The organism is Acidovorax sp. A79, assembly GCF_041154505.1.
Taxonomy (GTDB): Bacteria; Pseudomonadota; Gammaproteobacteria; order Burkholderiales; family Burkholderiaceae_C; genus Acidovorax.
Genome location: NZ_AP028672.1, coordinates 5,415,927 through 5,431,566, shown reverse-complemented (window position 1 = coordinate 5,431,566; position 15,640 = coordinate 5,415,927). Strand labels below are relative to the sequence as shown.

The following is a 15,640-nucleotide window of genomic DNA, read 5'->3' as shown; positions in this document are numbered from 1 at the left end:
GTTCATGGGTGGTAGGTGGTGAACGACTCGACGCTCTCGCGCTCCGTCACCAGCGTGTTCTCGATGCCCGCCGGGTCGGCGTGGCCCAGGCTCATGCCGCAGACCACCATCTCGGTATCGGGGATGCCCAGCTCGGCGGCAATGACCCGGTGGAACCTGGTGAACGCCACCTGCGGGCAGGTGTCGAGCCCGCGCGCGCGGGCCGCCACCATCACGCTCTGCAGGAACATGCCGTAGTCCATCAGGCTGCCGGCCTGCATCACCCGGTTCACCGTGAAGATCAGCCCCACGGGCGCATCGAAGAAGCGGTAGTTGCGGCCGTGCTGGGCGTGCATGCGCGCCTTGTCGCCCCGGGCGATGCCGAGCAGGCCATACAGGTCCCATCCCACCTTGCGGCGCCGGTTGACATAGGGCGATACCCATTCGAGCGGGTAGTAGTGGTAGGGCTCGGTGAGGGTCGCAGCCTCATCCTCATCGTTGTCCACGGCGGCGATGGCGGTGCTCAGCCGCCCCTTCGCGGCCCCCGTGAGCACGTGCACGCGCCAGGGCTGCGTGTTCATGCCCGAGGCCGCATGGCGCGCCACGTCGAGGATGGAATGCACCTCTTCGCGGGAGACCGGCGTGGGCAGGAATGCGCGGATGCTGCGCCGCGAGACGATGGCCCAGTCCACCGCCTGCCGCAGCTCTGGTAGGGAGGTGGGGGCGGCGGAAACCCGGCTTGCCGCTGGCGCGGCTGGGGATGTGCATAGGGGCGAACAGGTCATGGCGGCATGCTAGGCATGGACGCCGTCCGTGACTGTCGATGCAATGACATTTGGCCGCCTCCGCCTGCCATCCGCCGCGACGGGTCTCAGAACCGGCTCAGTCTCTTTTTGGAGGTCGCATCGGAGGGCAATCGGGATGAGTGGGCGCGTCGGGTGCGCCGCGTGGGCTCATGTCCATGCAGGCAGCCTGGGCGTCCAATCGCCCGATTTCACTCCAAACAGAAGGGCAACAGCCTTGCCGGGCGGTCTGCGGCGTTGCGGCGCTTGCCGATAACACGGGCCGTCGGCTGCGCACCGCGCCTGGCATCCCATCCCGGCAAAGCACTTGTGCGACTCCCCAAGGAGACTGAGCAGGTTCTTATAGACTTCCCCGCATGCCAGCCTCCCCGCCCTCCCCCTCCCTTGCGCCCGCCACCCGCGACCGTCCTTCGGTCACGCTGCGCGAGGTGGCCGAGCGGGCCGGGGTCTCGATGATCACCGTCTCGCGCGCCATCAACACACCGCACCAGGTGTCGGAGGCGACGCGGGTGCGCGTACAGGAGGCCGTCTCCAGCATGGGCTACGTGCCCAACCTGGTCGCCGGGGGACTGCGATCGGCGCGCAGCCATGTGGTCACCGCGCTGGTGCCCACGCTCACGGGGCCGCTGTTCGGCGAGATGGTGCAGGCGCTCACCGATGCGCTGGAGCTGCGAGGGTTCCAGGTGATGGTGGGCCAGGTCGGCTATGCACACTCGCGCGAGGACGAGCTGCTCCGCGCCATCGTCGGCCGGCGCCCGGACGGCATCGTGGTCACCGGCATCATGCATTCGCCCGAAGGGCGCCGCATGCTCATGGCATCGGGCATCCCCATCGTGGAGACCTGGGATTTCACCTCCACGCCCATCGACATGCTGGTGGGGCTGCGGCACGAACAGCTGGGCGCTGCCGTGTGCGAGCATCTGTACTCCAGAGGCCGGCGCCGCCTGGCACTGCTCAGTGGCGGCGACGAGCGCGCCGCACGCCGCGCACGGGGCTTCGAAGCCGCTGCCGAGCGCCTGGGCCTGCGCGCGCCTGCCGTGCGTCTGGGCAAGTCACCCACCACGCATGCCGATGGGCGCGACGGCCTGGCCGCGCTGCTCGCCGGGCACCCCGACATCGACGCCGTGTTCTGCAGCTCCGACATGCTGGCCCTGGGCGTGCTGACCGAAGCCCGCGTGCGCGGCATGTCCGTGCCGGAACAACTGGCCGTGATGGGTTTTGGCGACATCGATTTCGCGCAGACCGTGAGCCCCAGCCTCTCCACCGTGCGCATCGACGGCACGCGCATGGGCCAGACGGCTGCCCGACTGATCGCCGACCGCGCCGAGGGCCGCCCCGTGGCCGAACCGGTGGTGGACATCGGCTTCGCGATCATCGGGCGCGAAAGCGCCTGACGAAGCGCGCCCCAGGACGCGCTGCCGCCGCAGAGGGTCAGGCCTTGAAAATCAGGGCGGTGGCCCGTGCCTCCATCGCCAGGCCTTGCCCCACGGGCCCCAGGCGCTCGGCGGTCTTGGCTTTCACGTTGACCTGGCCGGGGTCGACCCCCAGGGCCTTCGCAATGCACTGGCACATGCCGGGAATGTGGGCCGCCAGGCGAGGCGCCTGGGCCACCACCGTGCTGTCCACATTGCCGATGGCGTAGCCCGCGGCGCGCACGCGGCGCGCGGCCTCGGCCAGCAGCACGGCCGAATCGGCGCCCCGGAACTGCGCATCGGTATCGGGAAAATGGCGGCCGATGTCCCCCAGGCCCGCGGCCCCCAGGATCGCATCGGTAATGGCGTGCAGCAGCACGTCGGCATCGGAATGGCCCAGCAGGCCCAGGGTGTGCTCGATGGTCACCCCGCCAATCACCAGCGGCCGCCCGGGCACCAGTGCGTGCACATCCCAGCCTTCTCCAATCCTGAAGTTCATCTGTTCGTTCGCCTTCTGCCCGCCAGGGGCTCATGGTCGTCCTGCCCTTGCGCGGGCAGGCTCAGAAAATCGTCTTGCGCCCCGTCTCGGTCGCCCCCTGCCCGCGTTCGCCACCAAAGCGGGCCAGCGTGGTGCCATGGCCGCGCTGCGCCAGCACGGCCTCGGCCAGCGCGAAATCGTCGGGGTAGGTGACCTTGAAGTTCTGCGCGCCGCCGGGCACCAGGCGCGGGTGCAGGCCCATGGCTTCCATGGCGCTGGCCTCGTCGGTCACGTTCGATCCCACCTTGTCGAGCGCGTCCATCAGGGGGCCTATGCGGAACATCTGCGGCGTCTGCGCCAGCCACTTGTTGCTGCGGTCCACGGTGGAGGCCACGCGCACGCCCCCGGGGCCGTCGATCGAGGTCTTGAGCGTGTCGGCCAGCTGGTGTGCGAGCAGGCCGCCCACGCTGTCCTGCGCGCACACATCGATCAGGTGGTCGATCTGCGCCGTGGTGACCAGGCAGCGCGCCGCATCGTGCACCAGCACCCAGTCATCCCGCTGCGCGCCCCGCGCGAGCAGCACCCGCAGGCCGCCCAGCACCGTATCGGCGCGCGTGGGGCCGCCGCATTCGACCGCGAAGTACGCCGGGTGCGCATGCGCATCCAGGAAACGGTCGCCCGGCGCCACGGCCACCAGCGTGCCCAGCAGCCGGCCCACCCCGGCAAAGGCCGCCAGCGTGTGCAGCACCATGGGATGCCCCGCCACCAGGTGGTATTGCTTGGGCAACGCAGCGACGGGTGGTGCCGCCGCCTCGGACGCGGAAAAGACCCCCAGCGTGGACCCGGCAGACAGGCCCGGGGCCGGCACCATTGCCGCAGGCGGGGCCGCCACGGCGCGCGACCCCGTTCCCGCGCAGGGCACCAGCGCCCAGAAACGTCCGTGGGCGGACAAGGGAACGAGGGGTGTTGGCAACAGCACAGCAGTCATGGCCCGCCCATTCTAGAATCTCCGGTTGCCCACCCGTGCGGCCTGCGTGCGTTTTGTGCGCCAGGGGATGCCGTGGGCCCAGACGACACAGCGCGCATGGAACTGCCCAAACTCTCCCCCGGAAAACGCTTCACCCTGCCCCGCCCCGTGGGCAGCGCCGATTCGCTGCTGCTGGCCCGCCTGGCCGAGCGCGACAAGGCCGCCGGCCGCACCACCGCCATCGTCACGGCCGATGCCACCGATGCGCAGCGCCTCATCGAGGAAATGGCGTTCTTCGCGCCCACGCTGCGCTGCGCGCTGTTCCCTGACTGGGAGACGCTGCCGTATGACACCTTCTCTCCGCACCAGGACCTGATCAGCGAGCGCCTGGCCACGCTGTGGCGCATCAGCCAGAAGGACAAGGACACCGGCGCCGACGTGGTGCTGGTGCCCGCCACCACGGCGCTGTACCGGCTGGCGCCGCCGTCCTTCCTGGCGGGCTACACCTTCCACTTCAAGGTCAAGCAAAAGCTCGACGAGGCCAAATTCAAGGCCCAGCTCACGCTGGCCGGCTACAGCCATGTCTCGCAGGTGGTGAGTCCGGGCGAGTACGCGGTGCGCGGCGGGCTGATCGACCTGTTCCCCATGGGCTCGCTGGTGCCCTTCCGGGTCGATTTGTTCGACAACGAGATCGACAGCATCCGCACCTTCGACCCCGACAGCCAGCGCAGCCTGTACCCCGTGCCCGAGGTGCGCCTGCTGCCAGGCCGCGAGTTCCCCATGGACGACGATGCGCGTGCCAAATTCCGCAGCCGCTGGCGCGAGATGCTCGAGGGCGACCCGACCAAGAGCCGCATCTACAAGGACATGGGCGCCGGCGTGGCCACGGCCGGTATCGAGTACTACCTGCCACTGTTCTTCGACGAGACGGCCACGGTGTTCGACTACCTGGGCGGCGAAGCCACCGTAGTGCTGCACGGCGACCTGGAGCCCGCCTTCCAGCGCTTCTGGCAGGACACGAAAGACCGCTTTCGCCTGGTGCAGGGCGACCCCGAGCGCCCGACCTTGCCGCCCGAGGCGCTGTTCCTCTCGGCCGACCAGTTCTACACGCGCGCCAAGGAGCATGCGCAGCTGTCCATCCGCCCCGGCGTGGAGGACGTGGATGACAACCCGCATTTCCACAAGCTCGGCGACCTGTCGGTGGTGCGCGGGGCCGAGGACCCGCTGGCCCGCCTGCACGCCCACATCCGCAACACCCAGCACCGCGTGCTGCTGCTGGCCGAAAGCGCCGGCCGGCGCGAGAGCCTGCTCGACTTTCTGCGCGCCAGCGGCGTGAACCCTCCGGCCTTCGACTCGCTGGCCGAGTTCCAGGGCACGGCCGACGAAAAGGTGGGCATCGCCACCGCCGGCCTCACGGTGGGCTTCAGCTGGGTCGAGGACGGCATCGACTTCGTCACCGAGACCGAGCTGTTTGCCGCCGGCCCCACCACGCGCCGGCGCAAGAAGCAGGAGCAGGTGAGCGACGTCGAGGCGCTGATCAAGGACCTGGCCGAGCTCAACGTGGGCGACCCCGTGGTGCACAGCGCGCACGGCATCGGCCGCTACCGCGGCCTGGTCAACATGGACGTGGGCAACAAGAACCCCGACGGCACGCCCGCCATGCAGGAGTTCCTGCACCTCGAATACGCCGACAAGGCCGTGCTCTACGTGCCCGTGAGCCAGCTGCAGCTGATCAGCCGCTACACCGGCGTGAGTGCCGACGAGGCGCCGCTGCACAAGCTGGGCAGCGGCCAATGGGAAAAGGCCAAGCGTAAGGCCGCCGAGCAGGTGCGCGACAGCGCGGCCGAGCTGCTCAACATCTACGCCCGCCGCGCCGCGCGCGAGGGCCATGCCTTCCGCTACAGCCCGCAGGACTACGAGACCTTTGCCAACGACTTCGGCTTCGAGGAGACGGCCGACCAGAACGCCGCCATCCACGCGGTGATCCAGGACATGATCAGCCCCCGCCCCATGGACCGCCTGGTCTGCGGCGACGTGGGCTTTGGCAAGACCGAGGTGGCCCTGCGCGCAGCCTTCGTGGCCGTCACGGGCGGCAAGCAGGTGGCCTTTCTGGCGCCCACCACGCTGCTGGCCGAGCAGCACTACCAGACGCTGGTGGACCGCTTCAGCAAATGGCCGGTGAAGGTGGCCGAGGTGTCGCGCTTTCGCTCGGGCAAGGAGATCACTGCCGCCATCAAAGGCATCGGCGATGGCACGGTGGACATCGTGGTGGGCACGCACAAGCTGCTCTCCGAATCCACCAAGTTCCACAACCTGGGCCTGTTGATCATCGACGAGGAACACCGTTTCGGCGTGCGCCACAAGGAGCAGATGAAGGCCCTGCGCGCCGAGGTGGACGTGCTGACGCTGACAGCCACGCCCATCCCGCGCACGCTGGGCATGGCGCTCGAAGGCCTGCGCGACCTGTCGGTCATCGCCACCGCGCCGCAGCGGCGTCTGGCGATCAAGACCTTCGTGCGCAACGAGGGCACGGGCGTGATCCGCGAGGCGGTGCTGCGCGAACTCAAGCGCGGCGGGCAGGTCTACTTCCTGCACAACGAGGTGGAGACCATCGAGAACCGGCGCCAGAAGCTCGAAGAGATACTGCCCGAGGCACGCATCGCCGTGGCCCACGGCCAGATGCCCGAGCGCGAGCTCGAACGCGTCATGCGCGACTTCGTGGCCCAGCGCTACAACATCCTCTTGTGCTCGACCATCATCGAGACCGGGATCGACGTCCCCACGGCCAACACCATCATCATGAGCCGCGCCGACAAGTTCGGCCTGGCGCAGCTGCACCAGCTGCGCGGCCGCGTGGGCCGCAGCCACCACCAGGCGTATGCCTACCTCATGGTGCCCGACACCGAGGGCCTGACCAAGCACGCCGCGCAGCGCCTGGACGCCATCCAGCAGATGGAGGAACTGGGCAGCGGCTTCTACCTGGCCATGCACGACCTGGAGATCCGCGGCGCGGGCGAGGTGCTGGGCGAGAACCAGAGCGGCAACATGCTGGAGGTGGGTTTCCAGCTGTACAACGAGATGCTGAACGAAGCCGTCAAGGCGCTCAAGGCCGGCAAGGAGCCGGACCTGCTCAGCCCGCTGAGCGTGACCACCGACATCAACCTGCACGCCCCCGCCCTGCTGCCCGACGACTACTGCGGCGACGTGCACCTGCGCCTGTCGTTCTACAAGAAGCTGGCCACCGCCAAGAACCCCGACCAGATCGACGGCCTGCTCGAAGAGATCGTGGACCGCTTCGGCAAGCTGCCGCCGCAGGCCCAGACCCTGATCGACGTGCACCGCCTGCGCGTGCTGAGCCAGCCCTACGGCGTGGTGAAGGTCGATGCCGCCCCGGGTGTGATCCACATCACCTTCAAGCCCCAGCCGCCCATCGACCCGATGCGCATCATCGAGCTGATCCAGAAGAACAAGCACATCAAGCTGGCGGGCAACGAGAAGCTGCGCATCGAGCGCGAGCTGAAGGACCCCAAGGACCGCGCGCAGATGGTGCGGGACATCCTGCGCTCGCTGGGGCAGCCGGTGGTGGCCTAGCGCGTGCAGACATGATTCGAATGGGCCTCCAGCGCTTATCCATCAAGCGCCAGAAGCTATCAAAACAATAGTAATTTAGAAATGGACGCCGCCCTGGCCCTGATCGCCCTGGTTGCCGCGCTGGCCGCCCGGCCCTGGCGGCTGCTGGCCAGCCGAAAGCCCCTGGCGCATGAGGCAGGGCACGGCGCCCCCGCCCCGCTGTGGACGCCGCTGCTGGCCACGCTCGTCCTGCTGCCCTGGGTCTGGGCCCTGCCCACGCTGCACCAGATGCCGCTGCAACTGCAGTGGTCGGGCGCGTGCCTGGTGCTGCTCATGCTGGGTTGGCCGCTGGCCGTGCCGACGCTGCTGGCGGTGGGCGCCATCGCTGCGTGGGTCTCGCCCGGCCTGGGCGGATGGGATGCGCTGGGCATCGCCGTGTGGCAGGGCGTGGTGCCCGCCACGCTGGCGCTGCTGCTGGGCGTGGCGCTGCGCCGCCTGGCGGGGGCCCGATCGCTCGCGGGCGTGCGCGCCTTCGTCTATGTGCTGGGCCGGGGGTTTCTGGGCACTGCGCTGTGCCTGTTCGTGGCGGGCACCCTGTCGCAATGGAGCGGCCACACGCTGCCCGGTGTGGGCGACCAGCTCTCGCTCGTGGCGCGCTGGCTGATGGCCTGGGGCGACGCGGTGGTCACCGGCATGCTGTGCGCGGTGTTCGTGGCGTTCAAGCCCGAATGGCTGGCCACCTGGTCGGACGATCTGTACCTGCATCAGAAAAAGGGCTGAAACGCTTTTTCATTCAGCGCAAGCAGCTATCAAAAAAAGAGCAAACGTGCGCTTCGAGGGGCCTCTTCCTGGCGTGCTGGGAGGTCTGGTGCAGGAATTGCTTGAGAACGGAACACGCGGTATACCTGCGAAAAGGCGATGCCCATCCGCGCCCGCGGGGGCTCGCCTGGCGTGCTGTCCGTCCACCCTTGGGAGCTGTTCCATGCAATTTCGACGTCTTGCCCCGGCCCTGGCCTGTACCGTTCTTTCGCTGTATTGCGCAGCCTCTGCCTGGGCCCAGGGCACCTACCCCGACCGCCCCATCAAGGTCATCGTGGCGCTTCCCGCGGGCGGCAGCGCCGACATGATCGCGCGCGTGGTCACGCAGAAGATGGCGGCCGAGCTGGGCCAGCCCTTCGTGGTGGACAACAAGGCCGGCGCATCCGGGCAGATCGGCACGCCGCTGGTCTCGCGCGCCGCGCCCGATGGCTACACGCTGATGGTCTCGCCGGCGTCCTTCCTCACCACCAACAAGAGCATCTTCAAGACCCTGCCCTACGACCCCGAAGCCGACTTCGTGCCCGTCACCAAGTTCGTGAACCAGCCCATGGTGCTGGTGGTCAAGGACAAGCAGAAATTCCCCACCGTGGCCGCCGTGCTGGCCGCCGCCAAGGCCGCGCCGGGCAAGCTGACCTACGCCTCGTCGGGCGACGGCAGCCCGCAGCACCTGGCGGGGCTGATGTTCACCACCCGCACCAAAACCGACCTGCTGCACGTGCCCTACAAGGGCGGCGCCCCGGCCATCAACGATGCCCTGGCCGGCACGGTGGACATGCTGTTCGCCGTGCTGCCCGAGGCGCTGCCGCACATCCAGTCGGGCAAGCTGCATGCGCTGGGCCTGATGGCTTCGCAGCGCACCGCCACCCTGCCGCAGACGCCCACCATGGCCGAAGCGGGCGCGCCGGAGATGAACCTCTCGGCCTGGGTGGGCCTGCTGGCACCGGCCAAGACGCCCCAGCCCGTCATCGACCGGCTGCAGCGCGCCGCCCACGCCGCCCTGGCCGACCCTGACACCAAGGCCAAGCTCGCCGCCAGCGGCATGGAAGTGGCGCCGGGCACCGGCCAGCAGCTCAAGGACGCGATCACGCAGGAGATCAAGGTCCATGCCGAGCTGGTGAAGGCGGCGGGGCTGGTCCCGCAGTAGGCCGCCGCCCTGGCGGACCTCCCGCCCCGAAAGGCCTGCACCATCCCCGAAGAATCTACCCACTCCCATGGATCTGGCACTCTGCGGGCCTGCCGGGCTTCGGCAACCCGGTCAGCGCGGTGGGGCGGTCAGGGCTCGCGCAGCAACCGGGCATAGCGCCACAGCCCCCAGGCCACGCCCACGGCCAGGCCGATGGCCACGCTCCAGCCCACCGGGACACCGACTGCGAAGGCCAGCAGCAGCATCAGGCCCGCACTCACCAGCGAGATCAGCACCAGCGTCACGAAGTCGAAGTGCGCCACCGCCAGCGTGTCCTCGGCCACGCCGCGCTCCCGGCTTCCGCGCCTGTCGCGCTGGGACCGGAACAGCAGCACATCGACCACGAACTCGAAAAAGCCAACAACAATATCGACCAGGAAACTGAACATCGGAATGCTCCGTGCTTGCAGGGGCTGCCATCGTAGCGCCGGGCACCGCCGGCAAAGGCCCCACTCCGGGCCGGTGAATCAAGGCGCCAGCGCCACACCGGGTGAGCGTGGCGGGGCAACGGCATCCGCCCGCTGCTTCGGCGAGAATCAGCACCCCGACGATCCTCCCACCCCCTTGCGTGCCTTCTGCCTGCCCGTGGCCTCCATCCCCATGAAGGGCTTCATCCTCACGCGCCACTGGCGGGACACACCGGCGGGCACCGAGATCGAGTACTGGCTGGCGACGGATGCCGGGCCGCTGAAGGTGCTGCTGACCGGCCAGACCTCGGTGGCCTTCGTCGAGGCGCGGCACCGGGGCACGGTGGACGCGCAGCTCCTGGCCCTGCCGGACGTGGAGCTGCGCGCGCTCGACCTCAAGAGCTTTCAGCAGGAGCCCGTGATCGGGGTCTACGCCAGGCACTTTCGGCAGCTGGGGCGCCTGGCGCGCTCGCTGCAGCAGCTGGGCATCTCCCTGCTCGAAGCCGATGTGCGCCCGCACGAGCGCTACCTGATGGAACGCTTCATCACCGCTGGCGTGCTGGTGGAAGGCGGGCGCACCGAAAACGGCGCCCGCGTGGACTGCAGGCTGCTGCCCGCGCCCGACTACCGGCCCACGCTGAAGGTCGTGTCGCTGGACATCGAGACCAGCCAGCACCAGGCGCTGTACTCCATCGCGCTCGACGGCATGGCCGAGCGCGTGGTGTACATGCTGGGCGAGCCGCCCTCCGCGCCCACGGAGCCCCCGGGCTTTGCGCTCGTCTACTGCCCCACCCGCCAAGCGATGATCGAGCAGCTCAACGACTGGTTCGAGCGCAACGACCCGGACGTGGTCATCGGCTGGAACGTGATCCAGTTCGACCTGCATGTGCTGCAAAAGACCGCCGACGAGTGCGCCACGCCGCTGCTGCCGGGCCGCGAGCGCCGGCCCATTGCCTGGCGCACGCACCCGGGCAAGCAGGGCTACCTCTTCGCGCCCATGCCCGGGCGGGTGGTCATCGACGGCATCGAGGCGCTGCGTGCGGCCGTGTGGAGCTTTGCGTCGTTCAGCCTCGAAAACGTTTCGCAGCAACTGCTCGGCGAGGGCAAGGAGATCGGGGACGAGTACGACAAGATGGCCGAGATCGAGCGGCGCTACCAGCACGACAAGCCCGCGCTGGCCACCTACAACATCCGCGACTGCGAGCTGGTGCTGCGCATCTTCGAGAAGGCCCGGCTGCTGCAGTTCGTGATGGAGCGGGCCCACACCACCGGCCTGCAGATGGACCACTTCGGCGGCTCCATCGCCGCGTTCAGCCACCACTATCTGCCGCGCATGCACCGCCTGGGGTACGTGGCCCCGAATGTGGGCGAGATCCAGGGCAAGTCCTCGCCCGGCGGCTACGTGATGGACTCCCGGCCCGGCTTCTACGACTCCGTGGTGGTGCTGGACTACAAGAGCCTGTACCCCTCGATCATCCGCACCTTCCTCGTCGACCCGGTGGGGTATGTGGAGGGCCTGCACGCCAGCGACGCGGCGCCGCTGATCCGGGGCCCGCTGGGCACGCGCTTCTCGCGCGACAGGCACTGCCTGCCGGAGATCGTCACCACCCTCTGGCGCGCGCGCGACGAGGCCAAGCGCGCGAAGAACGAGCCCCTGTCCCAGGCGCTGAAGCTGGTGATGAACTCGTTCGCCGGCGTGCTCGGTGCGTCGGAATGCCGCTTCTTCAACCCGCAGGTGATCTCGGCGATCACCCTGCGCGGCCATGCGATGGTGAAAGCCACCCGCGACTTCGTGGAGCAGCGCGGCTACGAGGCCATCTACGGCGATACCGACTCCATCTTCATCTGGCTCAGGCGCACCCACACCAACGCCGAGGCGCACGCCGTGGCCGCAGGGCTGGTCAAGGACATCAACGCCTGGTGGACGCGCACCCTGCGCGAAGAGCAGGGCCTTGAGAACTACCTCGAGATCGAGTTCGACACGCACTACAGGAAGTTCTTCATGCCCACCATCCGCGGATCGGACGTGGGCAGCAAGAAGCGCTACGCCGGCCTGAGCGTGGACGTGGAGGGCAAGGAGGAGATGGTCTACCGCGGCCTGGAGATGGCCCGCAGCGACTGGACGCCCCTGGCCCGGCAGTTCCAGGAAGGGCTGCTCTCGCGCGTGTTCCAGGGCATGCCCTACCGGGACTTCGTGGCCGGCTACGCGCAGGCCACCCTGGCCGGCGGCAAGGACGACCTGCTCGTCTACCGCAAGCGCCTGCGCCACCGCCTGGACGCCTACGTGGCCAACGTCCCGCCACAGGTGCGTGCCGCCCGCATGGCCGACGAATACAACGCCCGCAGGGGCCGGCCCCAGCAGTACCAGAGCGGCGGCTGGATCCGCTACGTCATGACCCGCAACGGGCCGGAGCCGCTGGAGGCGCGCCGTTCCCCCATCGACTACGGGCACTACCTCACCAAGCAGATCCAGCCGATCGCGGACGCCATCCTGCAGCCGCTGGGCGAGAGTTTCTCCCACCTGACCTCGGCCCAGCAGGACCTGTTCTAGCGCCAGCCACCTGGCTCGGCAAGGCGGGCCCAGGGCAAGGCACAAACCGCCGGGCGCACCGCTGCTACCGGCGCGGTGCGGTTGCGGTGCAGGTGAAGACGCTCATCTCAGGCCCGCTTCCACGCCGCATGGAAGCCGAACGGCACCACCTGCGGCAGGTGCAGCGTGGCCAGGCAGTGCATGCTGGCCGGGTCGACCACGCCGATCACCGTGCCGGTGTCGTCCTCGGCCAGCGTGGGCACCAGCAGCACGCCGTCGTCCTCGGCGCTGGAGCCGGGGCGGTCCACGAACAGGGGTTCCATCTGCACGGCGGCCTCGCGCTGCCAGATGCCGGCGATGCGGCCGCCGTCCAGGTCCAGCTTCACGGTACGGTCGAACATGGGCGCCTTGCCTTCGGGGTCGAAGCCCGCGAACCAGGCGTGGCGGGACTGCTTCCGGCCCCAGTAGGCGCCATGCACGGCGGGCAGCTCCACGCTGGCGCCTTCCACCAGCGTCCGGGGCTGCGCATGGCTGCGGCCGGGCTCCAGCCGGTAGCGCTGCACGCGGTGCTGCACGCCCACCGGCACCCCGGCGCGCAGGCGCTCCAGACGCAGGGCGCTGAAGATCTCGGGGCCATCGGTGGTGCACAGGTCCAGCACCAGCACGGGTGCGCCACGGCCGTCGGGGCTGGGCTCGTCCCAGGCCTGCACGGCATGAAAACCGGTCATCGCCGGAACGACCCAGCTGCGCACGCTGCCGTCGATGAGCGAGATGGCGTCGATGCGCGAGCCCAGGGGCTGGTTCCACGCAAAGCTGTCGATGAAACCCCTGCCCGACAGCGCCAGCTTGATCGCGTTGAGCCGCATGGCCGGCTGCCACACGATGGCATGGGTGGGCGTCATCGCAAACGCATGCAGGTAGCCGGCCTGGCGCACGGACCAGCGCGCCAGCACCTCGCGCCGCCGACTGCCCTGGACGATCTTGAACAGCTTGTAGGTGCACTGGGGGCCCACCTCCAGCCCCACGTTCCAGTAGGCGCCCTGCGCGTCCGTCATGCCATGGGCCGACATCACGTGGATCACCTCGGCATCGTCGTACACGATGCGCCCCGTGGTGGCCAGCGTGTCGGGATCGAAGCTGGTGAGCAGCGGCGTCTCGGTCTGCGCCACCCATTGCGAGCCGATGCGCGCCATCACCACCGCCCCGTTGTCCGTCACCTTGGGGTGGCGCAGGTGGCGCAAGCGCGTGAAGAAGCCCGCCGGGTCCGGCGTGCCAAAGGCCGCACGCGCCGGCTTGCGCGCCGCCAGGCTTTCGCGCAGGTCGTCGGTCTGCAGGTAGCGGCTGCGGTAGGTGGCACTGGCCCCGCCCATGTCCCCCGGGGCCAGCCGTACCCGGTGCAGCATGGCCAGGCCATCGAACCAGTGTTCGTAGCTGCCGTGCGGCAGGTCCCACAGCGCCGGGCCGTTGAGCAGCAGGCTGCCGCCGATGAGCCATGGGGGAATCTGGCCGCGGATCTCGACCGGGGCGTCGGACATTTCGCGGGCGATGGATTGGAGGCCGCGCAGGCGGCCCAGGGGGCTGGATGGCGCTGGTGCTGCGGACTGGGCGAGGGTCATGGGCTTCTGGTCGAAATGGCTGTTCAGGCGTCTTGGCACGGGTGTGCGTCCATCATGTCCCAAACCGGGCCAAGGCTGCAGTGGAAATTTACCCAGGGAACTCGCACATGCCGCCCCTACCCGGCAGCCCGCCCCCGCACCTGCCCCCTGACCCCCCAGTTGTTCTCCAGCCCCACGTTCACCGCCTTCCCGCCATCCTCGAATGTCAGCGTGATGACGGTGACCTCCCCATCGGCCACCGAGCGCGAGATGAGCTGGAAGCTCTGCGCATCGAGCCAGTGGCCCTTGATGGCGATGACCCTGTCGGGGCCCTGCGGGGCGGTGCGGTACAGGCCGTCCAGGCCCAGGGGGCCGGCCACGGGCTCGCGCGGCAGCTCCGGGCGGCCGGGATCGAACGTGACTTCATAGCGCGGGTTGGCGGGGGTCAGGTCCAGCACCAGGCGCTGGATGCCCAGGGGGTTGCGCTCCAGCACCCAGGCCTTGCGCGAGACGGTGGCGGCCAGCTCGGGGGTGGTGGCCGGGCTGGCACTGGGCTTTTCCACCCCGGCGTCGCGGATGCGCGCGGCCAGCTGCTCCTGCGCGGCGCTGTCGGCGGGCAGCGGCTCGTGCGAGCGGGCCGCCGCAATGATCTGGTCGAGGAACGGAGGCAGCGGGTAGTTGCGCCGGCCCGTGACCGCCACGACCACGTCCAGGTCGGGCAGCACCACGATGAGCTGGCGGTTGAAGCCGGCCATGAAGTAGGCGCGCCTGGACGGGATGCTCCACCAGCCGTTGGCGTACCTGAAGGCAGGCGCGGCGCTGCCGAAACCCATGTCCACCACCGGATTGAAGACCTGCTCCACCCAGGCGGCGGGCAGCAGCTGGCGGCCGTTCCACTGGCCCCGGCGCAGGTAAAGGTACCCGATGCGCGCCATGTCGCGCGGGTGCAGGTACAGGCCCCAGCCGCCCATTTCGATGCCCTGCGGGTCCTTGCGCCAGCGCACGTCGGTGATGCCCAGGGGGCCGAACAGGCGCTTTTGCGCATAGGCCAGGGTGCTGCCGCCGGTCTTGTGCGCGAGGATGGCCGAGAGCAGGTGGGTGTTGCCGCTGTTGTAGTTGAAGCCCGCGCCAGGCGCCTGGGCCATGGGCCGGTCAAGCACGAAGCCCTGCCAGTCGCGCGCGCGGGCCAGCTGCAGCATGGTCTCGGGCACGGCGTCGCTCAGCGGCTCGATCCAGTTGCAGGCCCGAGGTCATGTCCAGCAGGTGGCCCAGGGTCATGGCCTTCTTGGCGGCATCGGCGCTGGCGACCTGGCGGCCTTCGAAGAAGTCGAGCACGGGTACGTCGCGCGAGGCGATCAGCCCGTCCTGGATGGCCATGCCGGTGAGCGTGGCGACGATGCCCTTGGTGGTGGAGTTGACGGCGTGCTGGAGCCCCTCGCGGTAGGGGGCGTAGAAGGCTTCGGCCACGAGGGTGCCGTGGCGCGTGACGAGCAGGCTGTCCATGCCCTGCGCGGCGCCGTAGCCGATGAGCCTGGCCAGCGCCGCGGAGTCCATGCCCTGGGCCTCGGGCGTGCTTTCGGCCCAGTTGTCGCCCGGCCATGGGGCCACAGCGGGGGCGGCCTGTGGTGCGGGCGCCGCGGCATCTTGCGCGGCCGCCACCGCGAAGGGTGCGGCGGCACCGGCCAGCAGCACGGCCGTGGCCTGCCTGCGGTTGATCGGTGCGGCGCCGGCCTGCCCAGCCGCCCTGCGTCCCCTGTGCATCGCCATCGCCTGCCTCCCTCCGTTGCATGTTGTGCGGGAATCATATGCGCTCGGCCGTGCGCGCTCCGGCCCGCTGTGCGGGGACCGTTGCCGTTTTTCCACGCCGGCATCGCCAGCAGGCGCCGGGCCGATGCGG

12 protein-coding genes are annotated in these 15,640 nt (G+C 69.4%); 5 read left to right on the top strand and 7 right to left on the bottom strand.

Going from position 1 to position 15,640, the window contains the following annotated elements; genetic code table 11:
- Positions 1-2: 2 nt before the first annotated feature.
- Entirely contained in the window at positions 3-764 is a 762-nt protein-coding gene (locus tag ACAM51_RS25080; RefSeq protein ID WP_369642230.1) for a nitroreductase, read from the bottom strand.
- A 374-nt stretch (positions 765-1,138) separates the two neighbouring features.
- On the opposite strand from ACAM51_RS25080, the gene ACAM51_RS25075 reads away from it, so the two are divergent.
- Positions 1,139-2,176, top strand: a complete 1,038-nt coding sequence (locus tag ACAM51_RS25075) for a LacI family DNA-binding transcriptional regulator (protein WP_369642229.1) — start codon at positions 1,139-1,141, stop codon at positions 2,174-2,176.
- Positions 2,177-2,213: 37 nt separating this feature from the next.
- Here ACAM51_RS25075 and ispF read toward each other — a convergent pair whose 3' ends face one another.
- Both ispF and ACAM51_RS25065 read right to left on the bottom strand, forming a co-directional pair.
- Positions 2,214-2,693, bottom strand: coding sequence for a 2-C-methyl-D-erythritol 2,4-cyclodiphosphate synthase (gene ispF / locus ACAM51_RS25070; protein WP_218294211.1), 480 nt, complete (start codon positions 2,691-2,693; stop codon positions 2,214-2,216).
- Positions 2,694-2,754: 61 nt separating this feature from the next.
- Complete coding sequence (locus ACAM51_RS25065) at positions 2,755-3,660, bottom strand: 2-C-methyl-D-erythritol 4-phosphate cytidylyltransferase (protein WP_369642228.1); 906 nt, start codon at positions 3,658-3,660, stop codon at positions 2,755-2,757.
- Between the two features lie 96 nt (positions 3,661-3,756).
- Here ACAM51_RS25065 and mfd point away from each other — a divergent pair, with 96 nt between their 5' ends.
- The 3 genes from mfd (at position 3,757) to ACAM51_RS25050 (ending at position 9,172) form a co-directional block, all read left to right on the top strand.
- Positions 3,757-7,230: a transcription-repair coupling factor gene (mfd, locus tag ACAM51_RS25060; RefSeq protein ID WP_369642227.1), complete on the top strand. Its 3,474-nt coding sequence runs from the start codon at positions 3,757-3,759 to the stop codon at positions 7,228-7,230.
- Positions 7,231-7,311: 81 nt separating this feature from the next.
- Positions 7,312-7,989 carry a hypothetical protein gene (locus tag ACAM51_RS25055; protein ID WP_369642226.1) on the top strand — a complete coding sequence of 226 codons (678 nt, stop codon included), beginning with the start codon at positions 7,312-7,314 and terminating at the stop codon, positions 7,987-7,989.
- A 202-nt stretch (positions 7,990-8,191) separates the two neighbouring features.
- The gene (locus ACAM51_RS25050) at positions 8,192-9,172 is read left to right on the top strand and encodes a Bug family tripartite tricarboxylate transporter substrate binding protein (RefSeq protein WP_369642225.1); all 981 of its coding nucleotides are present in this window, start codon (positions 8,192-8,194) and stop codon (positions 9,170-9,172) included.
- Positions 9,173-9,300: 128 nt separating this feature from the next.
- Here ACAM51_RS25050 and ACAM51_RS25045 read toward each other — a convergent pair whose 3' ends face one another.
- Complete coding sequence (locus ACAM51_RS25045) at positions 9,301-9,600, bottom strand: hypothetical protein (RefSeq protein ID WP_369642224.1); 300 nt, start codon at positions 9,598-9,600, stop codon at positions 9,301-9,303.
- A 211-nt stretch (positions 9,601-9,811) separates the two neighbouring features.
- Here ACAM51_RS25045 and ACAM51_RS25040 point away from each other — a divergent pair, with 211 nt between their 5' ends.
- The gene (locus ACAM51_RS25040) at positions 9,812-12,169 is read left to right on the top strand and encodes a DNA polymerase II (RefSeq protein WP_369643889.1); all 2,358 of its coding nucleotides are present in this window, start codon (positions 9,812-9,814) and stop codon (positions 12,167-12,169) included.
- A 107-nt stretch (positions 12,170-12,276) separates the two neighbouring features.
- Here the strand turns inward: ACAM51_RS25040 and ACAM51_RS25035 are convergent, their stop codons facing one another.
- From ACAM51_RS25035 to ACAM51_RS25025, 3 genes are all read right to left on the bottom strand, one after another.
- Positions 12,277-13,803 (bottom strand): carotenoid oxygenase family protein, encoded by a 1,527-nt coding sequence (locus tag ACAM51_RS25035; protein ID WP_369642223.1) that lies wholly within the window; start codon positions 13,801-13,803, stop codon positions 12,277-12,279.
- Positions 13,804-13,880: 77 nt separating this feature from the next.
- The gene (locus ACAM51_RS25030) at positions 13,881-14,954 is read right to left on the bottom strand and encodes a serine hydrolase domain-containing protein (RefSeq protein ID WP_369642222.1); all 1,074 of its coding nucleotides are present in this window, start codon (positions 14,952-14,954) and stop codon (positions 13,881-13,883) included.
- Complete coding sequence (locus tag ACAM51_RS25025) at positions 14,896-15,504, bottom strand: serine hydrolase (RefSeq protein ID WP_369642221.1); 609 nt, start codon at positions 15,502-15,504, stop codon at positions 14,896-14,898. The genes ACAM51_RS25030 and ACAM51_RS25025 overlap by 59 nt, the downstream gene beginning before the upstream one ends.
- Positions 15,505-15,640 lie beyond the last annotated feature (136 nt).